Genomic DNA, 14,974 nt, shown 5'->3' with positions numbered 1-14,974 from the left:
TATTTATTTTCTTCTAGTACCCTGTTTTGCATTTTTATTTGCATCTTTAATAGTCTCTATATAAGCGTCTTCCACAGGAGAAATTGTTTTTCTCTTATTCATGTTATGCCTGGTTGTTGTCAAACCACGCAGTTCTGCATAAACATCATGTGGCAAATATGTTTCAAAATATCGTCCGTCTTTCACCAGTCTTGCTATAGTCAGTGCATCCTTTTTATCTGATTTTGTCTGACTATTATCATCCAATTCCTTTGCCTTTTTGGTATGATACGGATTTACCAGCACAACTGTAATTTTTGCCTGCTTCAACAGGAAATTTGCAAATGCCTTCCAGTAATGACCGGTCGGTTCTATCCCCACAATAACCTTGTTAAAATCTTCATTCTTGCAGATTTCATAAATCCTTGTTAAGATTGCATTGAAACCGTTTCTGTTATTTTCAAATTTAAGAGCCTTGTTATGCTCGATACCACGGCAGTCTACAAATCTCGCCCACTGGTTATGCTTTGCAATATCAACTCCGACAATTAAAGTTTTAAATGTAATTGCTGCAAGTTTTTCGTTGGAATGGTTTTTCTTTTTCATTTGTTAAAAATCTCCTTTGTTTTGATGTATTTAAAAGTCGCCAAACTTTCTTACATCATACTGGGAGATTTTTTTAATTGTCAAATTTCATGTTCTATAGGAATGCTTATAAAAAGTCTAAGGCTTTTTCTTTCTCACGTTTACTTATTCTCCCTTAAGATATCTTTCCACTTCTCTATCAAACTCAGAAACATACTCCTGATCTTGCTTTACCCGAAATATCTCATATTCTTTCTCCGCCTTTTTCATAGCCATATCATGTGATACTTTCCCCTTACCTTCAAGTACCTCTCTTCTGTTATTTCTTAAAAATTGATTTGTCTGCTCTACCCAATCTTGCATACTCATCAATACTTCATCTTCAGCCATCAACTCTGCATAATCAATAAACATTGTAACAAGCCTATTTAAGCGTGATAATTCTTTTTCATTTAGGTAATTCTTTGCAACACTAATATCTCTTTTCAAAATTTTACCATCCGGAGCATCTTTCCACGTAGTAAGTCCCATAGCAGGTTTCTCAGCATTTACTCGTTCATAAACTAATTCTGCCGCTGTCTTTCCGGTAACTGCAAAATGAAGCTTATTTTGAACAAAAGCATAAAAAGCTTTTGTGATATCGCTATTTTTATCATAATCATAACTACACTGTTCAAATACATCTGTAATTTTTTGATATGCTCTCCGTTCACTGGCTCGTATTTCACGAATACGTTCCAATAATTCATCAAAATAATCTTTTCCAAACGGCTTACCATTTTTAAGCATATCATCATTAAGAACAAATCCTTTAGTAATATATTCCTTTAATGTTTTTGTTGCCCATTGACGAAACCTTGTAGCTTTCTTAGAATTAACCCGATATCCGACCGCTATAATTGCATCTAGATTATAAAATTCCGGTTCTCGCTTGACCTTTCTATTTCCTTCCATTTGAACTATTTCCATTTTGGAAACAGTTGCCTCTTTAAAAAGTTCTCCTTCCTCAAATATATTAGATAAATGTTTTGAAATCGCCGGTACATTGACATCAAATAATTCTGCCATTGCCTTTTGCGTCATCCAGAATGTCTCATCTTTAAAAACAACATTAACACATATATTAGTATCCTCCACTTGATACAAAACAATTTCATGTTCTTGAATCATGTACATCTATCCTTTCTATTCTTTTCAAGCTTATCTAATATCACTAATTCAGATCAACTGTAATAATTACGTTTTTCTCAATTGGGGAATTCAATTTCCCTAATTGACGCAGTTTAGGCAAATTTTGCCTAAACAGTTCACAATTTGCATTTTCCTTCATTGTTCTCAAAAAACTTTATAATCTGTTTTACTGACACGGGATAATAACAATTAGCATCCACACCTACATCATACCTTGTAATTCCATCTACTTTATTCTGCAAATTATATTCCTCACGTGCATGTATATGTCCATGCAACTGAATGCTTCCACTGTTCTTCTTCGGCCATGACAACATTGGATAGTGCATTAATGCAAAATACACTCCATTTAATGACACTGTTTTGAAATCACAAATCTCCTCAAATAATTCAGTATCATATTTCTTGTCATGATTTCCTTTAACCAGAATCTTCTTTCCGTTCAGCTTGCTAATCAATTCATTTGCTCTATCCCTCGGTAGATGATGACTGATGTCTCCAAGAATATATACTGTATCATTTTTATGTACTACGGCATTATAATTTCGAATCAAAACCTGATTCATCTCCTGAATATTTTCAAAAGGGCGATTTTGCATTTCTATAATTCCACGATGCCCTAAATGCAAATCACTTGTAAAGTAAATCATGTTATCGTCCTCTTTCTCCATTACGAATTTTTCCTGCAAAAAGTCACAAATTCCATTTGTTCACCTAGTATCATCTAGTCCGTAACCTGCTATTTCGTCCGCAAAATCCGTACCAAACAACACAAAAAAGTACCAAACATCAAGCTTTTTCACACTCAGACAGACTAGGACACAAAATATTCCACTGCGTTGTCAGGGAACATCTCCTTGAATTCTCCGTACAACTGAGCTGCTAACGTCTTATTATGAGCGATGACAAGCGTCGGCTTCTGTAATTGCTGAATCACATTTGCCATCGTAAAAGTCTTTCCAGAACCCGTAACCCCTAGTAAAGTCTGGCATTGATTGCCTTCCTTGAACCCTTTCACAAGCTCTGCAATCGCCTGTGGCTGGTCTCCGGTTGGCTTATATGGGGCTTTTATGAGCAAGTAGCTGGCTATTGTCAGCGGATTGCGAATGTCCTTTTTCTGCATTCATGGTAAATTCCTCCATTTGTAACTTTTAGTACAACCAATATCAGCCAAAAATTCGTATCCAGATTCGTAACGAAAAGCTCATTTTTATAGTGAATAGATGTGTTTCTCACCTCGTTACGAATAAAAGTCACAAAACTAATATTTGCGGATAAAACAGCACTCGGAAATACTGAAAATACTAACCTCCGGTCCTGTCATATTTTTACTGTTTGTTCTTGTAACAGTCCCTATTATATCAAATAAATTTTTGAAAGTATATAGATTAACGCAAGAAAAAAGTACAAATGTTCGATTCTTATTTATACTTTTTTCTATCACTACTATTCTATTTTTTATCATGCTGCGTGGAAATATTCCTCCAGGATTAAGTCTATTTCAATCACTTCTGAATAATCATAATACTGATCTTTCCGCTCTTTTGGAATAACTTCTTCAATAAATGGTTCCAATACATCCAGACAGTCTTCTATGATTTCCTGCAAACCAGCTCACCATTACTTTCTACAGAACGATATTCCGCATTTATTTTTAATGCTCCGTAATCAAGTACCCTATTTCGTTGACAGAATAACCTTTTAAGATATATAATATTTTTATTACAAACGTAAGATTTGGAGGAATATCACATGAGCAATCTGCCTCAAATTTCAGAAGCTGAATTTGAAGTTATGAAAATCGTTTGGAAATACGCACCAATCAGCACCAATGAAATTACTGAAAAATTAACACAAATTTCCCGTTGGAGTCCTAAAACAATTCAGACATTGATTAAACGTCTCGTTTCTAAAAAAGCACTAACCTATGAAAAACAAAGCCGGGTTTTTGTCTATACTCCATTGGTCAAGGAAGACGAATATATTCGGCAGGAAAGTAATTCTTTTTTAAAGCGATATTATAATGGTAATATCACTTCTATGCTTGCCTCTTACATTGAGGATGATAAATTGTCTGAAGAAGACATTGCCAGCTTACGGAATCTTCTTTCCAATCATTAACCATGGGAGGAGCATATTTTGATATATTTTAGTTTTCGATTTTTACTCTGTAATGCCATCATTTGTATTTTTTTAGGTAGTTTACTGGGATTAAAAAATTTATTGCAAAGGCAATTATCCGCACGTATGCAATATAATCTTTCGATTATATTTCTTGCCGTTCTAATTGTTCCCTTTTTACCGATAAACTCTGCCCCATCTTCTATATCGTGGAGCCATTTGCTGACAGCCCGTTCAAGTACCAATGGTGACATTCAAACCACTTTTCTTTCTGGTAATGGTTATAATTTGGATAAAATAAATGATTTTGCTGTCTCTGTCAGCACCCAAATACCAACTTTTATTCACACATTACTTGTATTTTTCTGGAGTATCGGTATATTCATAATGTTTTTTCTTCTCTACCGCTCAGTAAAACAAGTAAAAGCCTTACATAGTTCTGCTTTACCTCTTCAAAATGAAGAACTAAACGTTCTTTATATAGAATGTTTAAACGAAGTGAACAGCAAGCATACCATTCCGATTTATAGTACAGCATTTTTGAAATCTCCTGTTTTGGCTGGTTTCCTGCATCCTCGCATTTATCTTCCAATTCACTTGATTTCAGATTTTAACGCTGGAACTATAAGCGCAACTGATATTCGATATATGCTTCTTCATGAACTGCAGCACTACAAGCATAAAGATATTCTAATTGGATATTTGATAAATACAGTAAATGTTTTCTACTGGTTCAATCCCCTAATCTGGTATTTTCTAAAAAGAATACGGCAGGAACGGGAACTTGCCTGCGACAGTGCTGTATTACAATTATTGAAAGAAACAGAATACAAGTCATATGGAAATACACTGATTAACTTTGCCGAAACAATAGCTCTGTCTCCATTCCCTCTTACTATGGGAATTAGTGGAAATATAAAACAGTTAAAAGGACGCATTTTAAATATTGCATCATTCCACCAACCTACTTTTAAACAAAAAATTCGTGGATATCTTATATGCATATTCGTCTCTACTATCATCATTGGATGCATTCCCATACTTTCTGTTTATGCTTCTGATCAGACTGGCTATCATTTTGACACAACCGAAAAGAATATTACTCAGCTAAATCTTTCTTCCAATTTTGGGGACTACACCGGAAGTTTTGTTTTATATGATCAGTCTGCTGATAAATGGAATATTTATAATATGGAGCATGCTTCCACACGTGTATCACCGAATTCGACTTATAAAATATATGATGCATTACTTGGCTTGGAATCTGGAATTATTACACCAGAACATTCCACTTTCACATGGAATGGAGAACCATATCCTTTTCATTCATGGGAAGCCGATCAAGATTTAACCTCGGCTATACATAATTCCGTAAACTGGTATTTTCAGGCAATTGATTCACAGGCAGGTTTTGAAGCCGTAAGAACATTTTTACAGACAATAAACTATGGGAATCAGAATACTGGAACAAATCTAAATCTCTATTGGACAGATTTCTCTCTGAAGATATCCCCCATAGAACAGGTGGAATTGTTACAGGATTTCTATCAAAATAATTTTCATTTTGACAGTAAAAATATCCAGGCAGTAAAAAAAGCCCTGCTGCTTTCCACTACTTCTTCCGGTTCTCTTTACGGGAAAACAGGAACCGGGCGTGTCAATGGTAAAGATGTCAATGGCTGGTTTATCGGATACATTGAAACAGCGAATAATACTTACTACTTCGCAACAAATATTCAATCCTCTTCTAGTGCAACTGGAAGTCAGGCTACCGAAATAACAGAATCTGTACTTTCTAATCTTGGTATTTGGAAATAAATAAAGAGAACTGATAGCATAATTTCCCGTTATCAGTTCTCTTTATTTCATTCTTCTCTACTGATTAATTCTGTAAATTGCCTAACCGGTACTGATACCTCGGTATATTATCAATACCATTATCTAAAATCCTGTTTCCAACATACTGAATCGTTCCATCATCCTGAATTTTCATCGTAAGTTCGTGTGTAATAACAACATCATTACATACAACAGAATCACATACTGCATGAATTGTCAAAACAATGCTTCCATCTTCATTGTGCCTGACTTCTGTTACTTCCGGTAAAGACAATCCAAAATGTGTTGGTGAATAATTACCACATCCCAATCGTTCCCAGATAAACATACTACTTTGTTCATCGTAGACCGCCCATTCTTTCAATTCTTCTTTTGTAACAGGAAGATATGTCATAATTACATTTTCGAACTCTTCTGCTGGAATTCCCACAACCTCTTTTTCTGCAGTAAATTTTTCTCCATATTTCATTTGATAAAAATATTCATAAAGTCCATTATAATCCAACCCCTGCATATCCTCCGCATTCCAGTTTGAACATAACAGATTGTTTCCCTGATAGCCGAACGTACTCACATATTTTTTTGAATATTCCCGACACTCCTCACTCAAAGGCTTTACCCGGATAATACAACTTCCATCTACAATCTCTGTCACTTCCGGTGGTTCAGGTACGCATAATTCATAACAGAAATTCCCATTTTCAGTATATGCCCATTCTTTTATTTTTGATAGCGATATGTATGTAAGTACAGGCTCTGTATCCTCACTCCAGATCATTTTTGCGGACATCACACTCATTTCTTTTCCATCATAACTATATTCTTTTCTGGTAATTCCACCATCTGTATCTGCTTCATATAAAATTACACTTCCTTTTTCTTCTTGTTCTGCAGATTTTAAAAATTGTTCCATCTTCTGATAATTATCCATAACAGAATAATGATCGGAACCAATGACCGGATTCCCATTTTGTTTGATAATTTCTTTCATCCGATTCATCATTTGCTCAGCAGTGTTCTGATCTGCTTCTTGTATTCCATTATATTCAGAATAAATATCTCGGATAATGCCCATAATTTCTTCACAATCGTTCACAACTTCCTTTTTCTTGTCTTCATCGATTGGTAGATTATATCCCTTATCCGGATTTTCCATGGTAGTGTTTTTTTGATTCTTCTCATTTTTTACATCTGTGCTGTTTAACGATATCTTACTTTCACAGGAAGTCAGAATCATTCCTATACAAAGTACTAACAAAATACTTTTTCTTTTCATATTGCCCCCTAATTATTACTGTAATTCTCTTCCCACTCTTCTTCTGTTAACCTTGGCATATACCACCCTGCATTTGCATTTTGATCTGAACTAATTACCTTATTTGATAAATACTGGAAACTTCCGTCTTCCATAGGTTTTATCATCAATTCACTGGTGATTGCCTGATCTAACATTCTGATTTCCCATACTGCTTCTATCGTAAGTTTTAATGTTCCATCTTGTAATTTTTCATATGAGATAACTTCCGGATATGGCTCATATGGGAATTCACAATCATATAACCCTCGCGGTCTGTATCTAAAAGTTTTATTATCAGAGTTATAAAAAGTTCCCTTTTCAATCTCGGTATTACTAAATGGTAAATAGGTCTTTATAACCTCTTCAAACTCATCTTCTGGAACTTCATATTCTGCTCCACCATAATTTGCTTCATATGGAACTTGCTTTCCATATTTCATATAATACATTTTTTCATAAAGATCATAAAAATCAAGTTCCGTATAATTCTGGTTATCCCAATTTGTAATCAACAGATTATTAAGTGCATACCCCAACGGCATAACATATTTTCGATTCAATTCCCGGCATGTTTTATCTAATGGCTGCACTCTGAATCCAGTTTCACCCGGTGCTCCATCAAATCCCGGTGGGTGATATTCCTCCAGAAACAAGTATCCTTTTTCTGTATATTTCCACTCATATGCTTCATATTTATCATAATAATTAGCCTGTGGACTATTATCCTTCCATTTAACCTGACATAATCGAACATTTATCTTTCCATTCATTGACTCTAAATGATATTGTATAATTTCCCCTTCATCAAATACAACAACAATATCAACTGCTGCCTGTTCTTCTTTCTCCGCTGCCTTGCAAAATTCTTCTACTTTTTCACGATTGACCATATCAATCTGATTATCACAATCTACTGCCGCATATCCTTTCTCTTCCAGACAATTGATAATTTTTCTTTTCGCCTTTAATGTATTTAACTCCGACTTCTCCTTCATATAAACAGGCCGAAAAGTTTGCGCTGTTTTTTTTACTTCTGCATTCATTTCAGATTCTACGGTTTCTTTCTTTTCTTCTTTTTCCGTAATTCGATTTTGGCCGCACCCTGTAAAAACAATAAGAACTATCAATATCATCGCAATTTTCTTACATATGTAATAATTCCCCATAAAAAATTTTTTATTTTTCAAAATATTCCTCCAATACGGTTGCATCCTTTTTAACAACATAACCACTTCCACCGATTCCTTTCACATTCTCAACCATACTGATAAGAAGAATTGGTTTGTCCACGCTTTTATCTACCGTAAACACCGAAAACCACCCGATTTCTTTGCCAGAAGTATCTTCTTTCGTTGCCTTCAACTCGGCTGTCCCTGTTTTTCCAGCCAGCAAAATATCGTCACGATGTGCAGCATATCCGGTTCCTTCCGGATCATTTACAACACCTTCCACCCCTTGCATAATTTCTTCTACATTTTCTTTGCTAAACGCATTTTCTATCCATGTTTCACCGGATGCTTCTTCTTTGTATTTCAAATACGGTTTTATCATATTCCCTTCATTTAAAAATGAAGTATAAATACTTGCCAGATGTAATGGATTTACAAGAATCTGCCCTTGCCCATAACCACTATCTGCCAATTGTATTTCTGTTTCTATTTTATCTGTATTGGAATATGTTGATTCCTGCATCGCAATCTCAAACGGCATATTCTGATTAAATCCTATTTCATTTAAAGTATTCATAAAATTCTCACTACCAATTTTAAGAGCTGCCTTTGCAAAATAAATATTATCAGAATAGATAATTGCATTTTTCATAATAACCGGTTCATATTCATGAAGTGTTGTCACTTGATAAGATCCCCAAGACGAATCTTTCTGCCATGCCAAACCTGCATTTCCAAAATCTTCTTTTGGATCTAAGCTTCCCGTTTTCAACCCAATTCCTGCCACAACTGGTTTAAATGTTGAGCCAGGACACCATACTTGACGAAAACGATTATATAATGGTTTCTTTTCATCTTCGTTTAATGATGTCCATTTCTCTGATGATATGCCCCGTATAAATTCATTATTATCATAAGATGGGGTACTTACCAAAGCCAATACTTCTCCCGTATAAGGATTCATTGCGACAGAACACCCCGGATCTTCTTTAAACTGCTCGTATAATGATTTTTGCAAATCGGAATCTATCGTTAATCTTATATCCATACCATCTTCTTTAAAAATACTTGCAAGAACCTCTTTTACTTCCCCATCACTATCCAAAATCTTTATATCACAACCATCTTTTCCTTTTAATTGCTTTTCGTATAACTTTTCCACCCCAGATCTTCCGATTACACTTTCTGCTGAATATCCTTCCCCTGGATGATTTTCCAAATCTTCTGCTGTTACAGACTGTACATAACCAATTAAATGAGCTGCTGTCTCCCCTAACTCATAGGTTCTAACTTCCACATCTGATAGCATAACCCCTGGAATTTCCAAAAGTTTATTCTGACAATCCTGCTCCTCAAGTGTCTTTTCTTCTGGCTGTATTTTCATTAAATCTATTTCTTCTACTTTCGGAATAGTTTCAATTGGTACAAAAGAATCCTCTTTTACCCACTTTGCTGTGAGTTTGTTATTTATTGTTTCTACATCTATCTCTAATAACTCCGCTATTTTTTCAATAGATACATTCCTGTCTTCCAGCTTTCCCGGTATAATGCCAACTGATGTTGCTACTCCTTTTCCTGCAAGCATTTTACCATCTCGGTCTAATATTTCTCCTCTCTCCGCTTTTGATGTAGTAACACTTATTTTATCATCACTCTCTAAATCTGGAAAAATCAGGCTATCCTGCCATACTAATTTATATCCCTGTTTCGTCTTCTTCAGTTCCGCCATATTGTCAAATTGTATTGTTCCGGCAATTGTATTACATGATGTTTCATACGAAAGCGTAACTGTATCTGCTTTTTTCTCTTTCACAGCTATATGACTGATTTTAATGTCACTGACCTCTATTCCTTCGTATATCTTAGAATTTCGTTGTATGTATTCTTCTTTTGTCAGATAAACTTTTTCATCTGAATCTATCATAGTATACATTACTTCATATTCCTTTTTTTCAATATGGTTCATATATTCCACAAGTGTGTCTTCTGGTGATTCCGTTATCGTCCTTTTTAATAAAACACCTCCTGAAACAGCAATTACTGTTATAGCTACTATCAGCCCAAAAATCTTACAAACGTAAGATTTTTGGATATTTTGCTTTTTTCGTCTTCTTTTCATAGATATTCCTTTCTTCTAATTTTTTTGTTTCTTAAATCTTACGCTTGTAATATTTGAAAGTCAAGTCTATTTTCAGGAATTGTATACTCCAGATTCACCATTAGACTATCACACTTTTTCTCCTGCCTTTTAATATGCCAGGACACCGTATCCATAAATGTTACTGCTTCCGATACGGTAACTCCGTCTTGCCACTTTATCCCCACTGTTGCCTTCTATGGTATTGACGGTTCCACCGCTGACACTCTCTACAATTCCAACGTGGTCAATCGTTCCATTATTTCCCCAGTCAAAGAAAATAATATCTCCTGCCACCGGGGTATAACTTCCGTCACGGAACCTGCCTTTACTTTCAAACCACTTCACACCGTCCGAACAAAGAGAAAATTTCGGAATGACTCCACTCTGGATATAACCACTCTGGTCTGCACACCATGACACAAAGCAGGCACACCACTCTACCCGGTTTCCAAATCCATACCAACTCCAGTAGGTTGTTCCGCCTTTTCCTTCCTGCGATGCTGCCACCTGAACGATTGCCTGATTGCCGATGCCTGTCGGGATTCTTCCAAATGTATAATACTGAAGCACATGTGGTACATACTGCTTGTCCCCATAACTGCTCCACCCCATTCTCTGTGCCATCATATCGGAAAATTCTGCCGCATTTGCAAGGGTGTATCCACCTCTGGCTTTCGCCCATTCCAAATATCCATTTCCGTAGTTGTAACTTTACAATGCCAGTTTAATATTTTCCATATCCAGAGGATTTTTTACTCCTGCACTCCGCAAGAAATCGAATACTCTGGATCAGTGATTCCATTCGGCTGTTTGGGGTATTTTGTATTAAAGCTCCCTTCTGAACACTGCATCGGGTCAAGTCCTCTCCCACCTGATTCCTGCATCATAATGGCTTTGATTAGTTCCACATACTCTCCAATGCCATATTGATTTGCATACTGACGGATTAGTGGTTCGTATGCTTCTACTTCTGCACTAACCGAAGAAACCGTACTGGAATTATCCCCACCTGTCATGCATAGAAATCCACCAAACCTTATTTTCACTTTTACATTTCCTATACAGACAAGATAGGGATTTCCCACCTGTCTGAGATATTGAGCTATTCTTTTTTCCTTCGTCTTATTCCGGTCAATCCTTATTTTTCGGATATCCTTCAATTCCTTCAGATCCACATCACCAAAATCCGTTTCCAGATAGTTTCTATATTCTTCTGCAGTCATGCCCTTCTCCTTCCATTCCCATCTGAATCCGTACTGCTTTCAGTACCCGATCCAGGCTCCACTTATTTACTCTTCCGCATTTCTCAATAATACATTTTGTGGAAATGCTCATAACCTGTTCAGCCAGTGCCAAACTTCCTTTTCGGATTCCCGTCATATCATATTTACTGATAAATACATGTGTTGGCAAATACCGTTTCTTATATATTCTTGATGTCAGCGGAACTACTGTAATGACTGAACTGTATGTATTGGCTTTGTTGTTACTTACTACGATCACCGGTCTTACTCCACCCTGAACAGATGTTGTAGGAAACATACCGAGATCTGCCCATAAAATATCTCCTCTGCGGATTGTCATTTGTCCTCTCTCCAATCTGTTATTTTTATTTGTAAAGCATCTATAGCCAATTTGATTATTAAACAGTGCTCGCTCGATTCTATTTATCCTCGATACCCCGAATCATTACTCCCGCATATGCAGGAAGGGAATAATAACCTGCCCGGATGCATACTCCGGACCACAACCCGGAAACTCTCGTTTTCAGGCTCCAGCAGTTCATAGGTTTACCAGTTACAGACTTCTCGGGGTCTGCAAGTGTATCGCATCTCACACATGTCATCGCATCACCAGCCTGCCGACTGGCTTTGGTCAGTGCTTTTTCGCAGCATTATTGACTCTAAATAGTTTCTTACGTCCTTATAATCCTATAGCGACATCTTCCTCGTGCTCTCTGCATGAAATGTCACGTCAGTTATTATTGGATATTCAGTTATCATGGTTCATTTTAGGAAGTCCTTTAACTTCCTCTAATTACTAAAGTCAAATGACTTTGCGTAATACTTTCCTTCATAAAAATATGGGTGTTCAATATACATATCCGTTCCTCCTGAATTTGAAATCTTGTTGCTCGTTTCAAATCCAGAAGGCGGACCTCTGTTTAGGATCATGCCTGCTCCGCCTTTATCCTGCCGGGATACGCCCGCAGTTATTGGCTGAGAAATTCAGGCACGAAAAAAATCCCCAGTAGTTTTTTCTTAACTACTGAGGCTTTCGTCGCTTTATTGTATTCAGTTATCTATGCCTTCTTTCATCAGCATAATCATTGTATCAGAATAAAGTTCACAAAATATCCGCAATATGTTCCCATAAGTTCATATCATTATTGGAATCGTACATATTTCAGTATAAAAAGTTCACTATTCAAATTCTGATTATTATTTCTCCACATACTCTTCTGCCATATGTACTGCCATAGCACCATCTGCCACTGCTGTTACTATCTGACGGAGTAACTTTGTTCTGACATCTCCTACAGCATAAACACCCGGAATACTCGTTTCAGTGTTTTCACCTGCCACAATATATCCTTTATTATCCAGTTCTATCTGATTATCTAAAAAATCTGTTGTCGGTTTTCTTCCTATACTCACAAATAGGCCGTCACATTCTATAATGTTTTCTTCTCCTGTAACTGTATCTTTCAACCTCACACCAGTCAATCGTTCTCCATAAATCAGTTCATTTACTGTATTGTTCCATCGTAACTCTATATTTTCAGTTTTCATCAGCTGGTCATGGTAGATTTTCGTTGCACGTAATGTATCTCTTCGATGAACAATGATGACTTTCTTAGCAATTCGACTTAAAAGAACAGCATCTGATACAGCAGAATTTCCCCCACCAACAACCACCACGATCTTATCTTTATAAAACATACCATCACAGGAGGCACAATAAGCAACCCCATGACCTATCAATTCTTTTTCTTTAGCGAGACCAAGTTTTCTTGGATTTGCTCCAGTAGCAATCACTACTGTTTTCCCAATATAAATTCCCGAACTAGTTTCTACTCTCTTAAGCTTTCCTGTTAAATCCATATTAAAAACTTCAGCATATTCACTTTTAGCGCCAAATTTTTCCGCCTGTTTTTGCATTTTCTCTGCCAATGAAAATCCGTCAATTCCATTTTCAAAACCAGGATAGTTATCAATCTGCCAGGTCAATGACATCTGACCACCTGCAGATAATTTTTCTAAAACAATTGTATCAAATCCTGCTCTGGCTGCGTATAATGCTGAAGTATACCCTCCAGGTCCTCCCCCCACGATAATCATATCGTAAACATGATTTTCATTCATACAGCAGTCCTCCTTTTATTTTTCCAATGCTTCATTAATAAAATTCTCTATCATTATTTTTGATTCAGGTGCAACAATAGAATCTATTGCCTTTCCATCTCGATATAAAACCAGCGTAGGAATTATCTCAATCTTTTCAGCTTCTGCAATCTGTGGTTCTTCATCAATATTTACTTTTCCAGCAATAAGAATATCGCTGTATTCTTCACTTATTTTTTCATAAGCCGCTCCAATTCTACGGCAATAACCACACCAAGGTGCCCAGAAATCAACCAAAACCGGTTTTTCCTTATGAATTAATTGTCCAAACTTTTCTTTATTTATATTTATAGATGTCATATTTTTCAACTCCTTCTCCTATTTGAACTTAATATACCCCAAATAAGTGCTTGCTTCCGTGATGATATCACAGAAAAGATAATTTACTTTATTACACTTCTTTTTATTTCTATTTATGGCATATGCCAGTTATATAATTGACGCATCAAAAAAAAGCAAGTATACTATGTTCGTAAAGGAGATAACGGTTATGAACTTCGAAAATTGTTTTCCACTATGGAATGACTTAAATACAGCACAGAAAAAAATAATTTCAGACAATTTAATCACACAGTATGTAAAAAAAAGGACAATCATTCACAATGGAAACCTGGATTGTACTGGATTATTACTGGTTAAATCCGGGCAGCTTCGAACTTACATACTTTCAGATGAAGGACGAGAGATTACACTTTACCGTCTGTTCGATATGGATATGTGTCTTTTATCCGCCTCATGTATCATACGCTCCATTCAATTTGAAGTAACCATTGAAGCAGAAAAAGATACTGATCTTTGGATCATCCCTGCTGAAATCTATAAGGGCATTATGAAGGAATCTGCTCCCGTCGCAAACTATACCAATGAGTTAATGGCCACCCGTTTTTCTGATGTCATGTGGCTGATTGAACAAATCATGTGGAAGAGTTTGGATAAGCGTGTTGCTTCATTTCTTTTAGAAGAGACCTCTATCGAAGGAACAAACGAGCTGAAAATCACTCATGAGACGATTGCTAATCATCTTGGTTCCCACAGGGAAGTTATCACTCGAATGCTTCGATACTTTCAAGGCGAGGGTCTCGTCAAACTCTCCCGCGGCAAAATCACAATCCTTGATCCAAAAAGACTGGAAACACTCCAAAGGTCATAAAATTGTTTTTCTGTAACATATAAAGAAGAATCCTCCATTTATCAGAATTATGAAAGTCATTCTAATAAATGGGGGATCTTTTTATATTACGAGAAAATT

General features: G+C 36.1%; 13 protein-coding genes and 3 pseudogenes. 3 read left to right on the top strand and 13 right to left on the bottom strand.

Annotated features, from left to right (window positions below):
• Nucleotides 1-3: 3 nt before the first annotated feature.
• The 5 genes and pseudogenes from NQ560_RS05590 to NQ560_RS05570 form a co-directional block, all read right to left on the bottom strand.
• Nucleotides 4-585 (bottom strand): IS110 family transposase, encoded by a 582-nt coding sequence (locus tag NQ560_RS05590; protein ID WP_005330474.1) that lies wholly within the window; start codon nucleotides 583-585, stop codon nucleotides 4-6.
• Nucleotides 586-729: 144 nt separating this feature from the next.
• Nucleotides 730-1,740: a virulence RhuM family protein gene (locus NQ560_RS05585; protein ID WP_005330473.1), complete on the bottom strand. Its 1,011-nt coding sequence runs from the start codon at nucleotides 1,738-1,740 to the stop codon at nucleotides 730-732.
• Nucleotides 1,741-1,871: 131 nt separating this feature from the next.
• The gene (locus NQ560_RS05580) at nucleotides 1,872-2,426 is read right to left on the bottom strand and encodes a metallophosphoesterase (protein WP_005330472.1); all 555 of its coding nucleotides are present in this window, start codon (nucleotides 2,424-2,426) and stop codon (nucleotides 1,872-1,874) included.
• Between the two features lie 146 nt (nucleotides 2,427-2,572).
• A pseudogene (locus NQ560_RS05575) lies at nucleotides 2,573-2,878 on the bottom strand (DEAD/DEAH box helicase family protein); the annotation flags it as partial.
• 338 nt (nucleotides 2,879-3,216) lie between these two features.
• Nucleotides 3,217-3,363, bottom strand: coding sequence for a hypothetical protein (locus tag NQ560_RS05570; RefSeq protein ID WP_005330467.1), 147 nt, complete (start codon nucleotides 3,361-3,363; stop codon nucleotides 3,217-3,219).
• 144 nt (nucleotides 3,364-3,507) lie between these two features.
• Between NQ560_RS05570 and NQ560_RS05565 the strand changes: the two genes are divergently transcribed.
• Both NQ560_RS05565 and NQ560_RS05560 read left to right on the top strand, forming a co-directional pair.
• On the top strand, nucleotides 3,508-3,876 hold the full coding sequence (locus tag NQ560_RS05565) for a BlaI/MecI/CopY family transcriptional regulator (RefSeq protein WP_005330465.1): 369 nt from the start codon (nucleotides 3,508-3,510) through the stop codon (nucleotides 3,874-3,876).
• A gap of 18 nt (nucleotides 3,877-3,894) precedes the next feature.
• Nucleotides 3,895-5,694: a BlaR1 family beta-lactam sensor/signal transducer gene (locus NQ560_RS05560; protein WP_081445644.1), complete on the top strand. Its 1,800-nt coding sequence runs from the start codon at nucleotides 3,895-3,897 to the stop codon at nucleotides 5,692-5,694.
• Between the two features lie 64 nt (nucleotides 5,695-5,758).
• Here NQ560_RS05560 and NQ560_RS05555 read toward each other — a convergent pair whose 3' ends face one another.
• The 8 genes and pseudogenes from NQ560_RS05555 to NQ560_RS05525 all read right to left on the bottom strand — a co-directional run bounded on the left by NQ560_RS05555 (nucleotide 5,759) and on the right by NQ560_RS05525 (nucleotide 14,025).
• Nucleotides 5,759-6,991 carry a DUF6070 family protein gene (locus NQ560_RS05555; protein ID WP_005330461.1) on the bottom strand — a complete coding sequence of 411 codons (1,233 nt, stop codon included), beginning with the start codon at nucleotides 6,989-6,991 and terminating at the stop codon, nucleotides 5,759-5,761.
• Between the two features lie 8 nt (nucleotides 6,992-6,999).
• Complete coding sequence (locus tag NQ560_RS05550) at nucleotides 7,000-8,199, bottom strand: DUF6070 family protein (RefSeq protein ID WP_233420449.1); 1,200 nt, start codon at nucleotides 8,197-8,199, stop codon at nucleotides 7,000-7,002.
• Complete coding sequence (locus NQ560_RS05545) at nucleotides 8,189-10,300, bottom strand: penicillin-binding transpeptidase domain-containing protein (protein ID WP_005330459.1); 2,112 nt, start codon at nucleotides 10,298-10,300, stop codon at nucleotides 8,189-8,191. Before NQ560_RS05545 ends, NQ560_RS05550 begins: the two co-directional genes overlap by 11 nt.
• Nucleotides 10,301-10,429: 129 nt before the next feature.
• Nucleotides 10,430-11,367: pseudogene (locus tag NQ560_RS15755) on the bottom strand (lysozyme family protein); the annotation flags it as partial.
• Nucleotides 11,368-11,412: 45 nt separating this feature from the next.
• A pseudogene (locus NQ560_RS15750) lies at nucleotides 11,413-11,544 on the bottom strand (DUF6870 family protein); the annotation flags it as partial.
• A complete protein-coding gene (locus NQ560_RS05535) occupies nucleotides 11,525-11,905 on the bottom strand; it encodes a type II toxin-antitoxin system PemK/MazF family toxin (RefSeq protein WP_005330455.1) in 381 nt (126 codons plus the stop codon). The gene NQ560_RS05535 and the pseudogene NQ560_RS15750, both read right to left, overlap by 20 nt.
• An 857-nt stretch (nucleotides 11,906-12,762) precedes the next feature.
• Nucleotides 12,763-13,686: a thioredoxin-disulfide reductase gene (trxB, locus tag NQ560_RS05530; RefSeq protein WP_005330451.1), complete on the bottom strand. Its 924-nt coding sequence runs from the start codon at nucleotides 13,684-13,686 to the stop codon at nucleotides 12,763-12,765.
• Between the two features lie 15 nt (nucleotides 13,687-13,701).
• The gene (locus NQ560_RS05525; protein WP_005330449.1) at nucleotides 13,702-14,025 is read right to left on the bottom strand and encodes a thioredoxin family protein; all 324 of its coding nucleotides are present in this window, start codon (nucleotides 14,023-14,025) and stop codon (nucleotides 13,702-13,704) included.
• 166 nt (nucleotides 14,026-14,191) lie between these two features.
• Between NQ560_RS05525 and NQ560_RS05520 the strand changes: the two genes are divergently transcribed.
• Nucleotides 14,192-14,875 carry a Crp/Fnr family transcriptional regulator gene (locus NQ560_RS05520; protein WP_040015228.1) on the top strand — a complete coding sequence of 228 codons (684 nt, stop codon included), beginning with the start codon at nucleotides 14,192-14,194 and terminating at the stop codon, nucleotides 14,873-14,875.
• Nucleotides 14,876-14,974 lie beyond the last annotated feature (99 nt).

This window comes from Dorea formicigenerans, assembly GCF_025150245.1.
Taxonomy (GTDB): domain Bacteria; phylum Bacillota; class Clostridia; order Lachnospirales; family Lachnospiraceae; genus Dorea; species Dorea formicigenerans.
Note: the sequence above shows the minus strand (reverse complement) of the source record. Positions and strands in the feature narration are given on the sequence as shown.

Excerpts from the sequence above, each read along its gene's own strand:
- NQ560_RS05590 (WP_005330474.1), bottom strand. The coding sequence starts at position 585 with ATGAAAAAGAAAAACCATTCCAACGAAAAACTTGCAGCAATTACATTT.
- NQ560_RS05585 (WP_005330473.1), bottom strand. The coding sequence starts at position 1,740 with ATGTACATGATTCAAGAACATGAAATTGTTTTGTATCAAGTGGAGGAT.
- NQ560_RS05580 (WP_005330472.1), bottom strand. The coding sequence starts at position 2,426 with ATGGAGAAAGAGGACGATAACATGATTTACTTTACAAGTGATTTGCAT.
- NQ560_RS05565 (WP_005330465.1), top strand. The coding sequence starts at position 3,508 with ATGAGCAATCTGCCTCAAATTTCAGAAGCTGAATTTGAAGTTATGAAA.
- NQ560_RS05555 (WP_005330461.1), bottom strand. The coding sequence starts at position 6,991 with ATGAAAAGAAAAAGTATTTTGTTAGTACTTTGTATAGGAATGATTCTG.
- NQ560_RS05545 (WP_005330459.1), bottom strand. The coding sequence starts at position 10,300 with ATGAAAAGAAGACGAAAAAAGCAAAATATCCAAAAATCTTACGTTTGT.
- NQ560_RS05535 (WP_005330455.1), bottom strand. The coding sequence starts at position 11,905 with ATGACAATCCGCAGAGGAGATATTTTATGGGCAGATCTCGGTATGTTT.
- trxB (WP_005330451.1), bottom strand. The coding sequence starts at position 13,686 with ATGAATGAAAATCATGTTTACGATATGATTATCGTGGGGGGAGGACCT.
- NQ560_RS05525 (WP_005330449.1), bottom strand. The coding sequence starts at position 14,025 with ATGACATCTATAAATATAAATAAAGAAAAGTTTGGACAATTAATTCAT.
- NQ560_RS05520 (WP_040015228.1), top strand. The coding sequence starts at position 14,192 with ATGTTCGTAAAGGAGATAACGGTTATGAACTTCGAAAATTGTTTTCCA.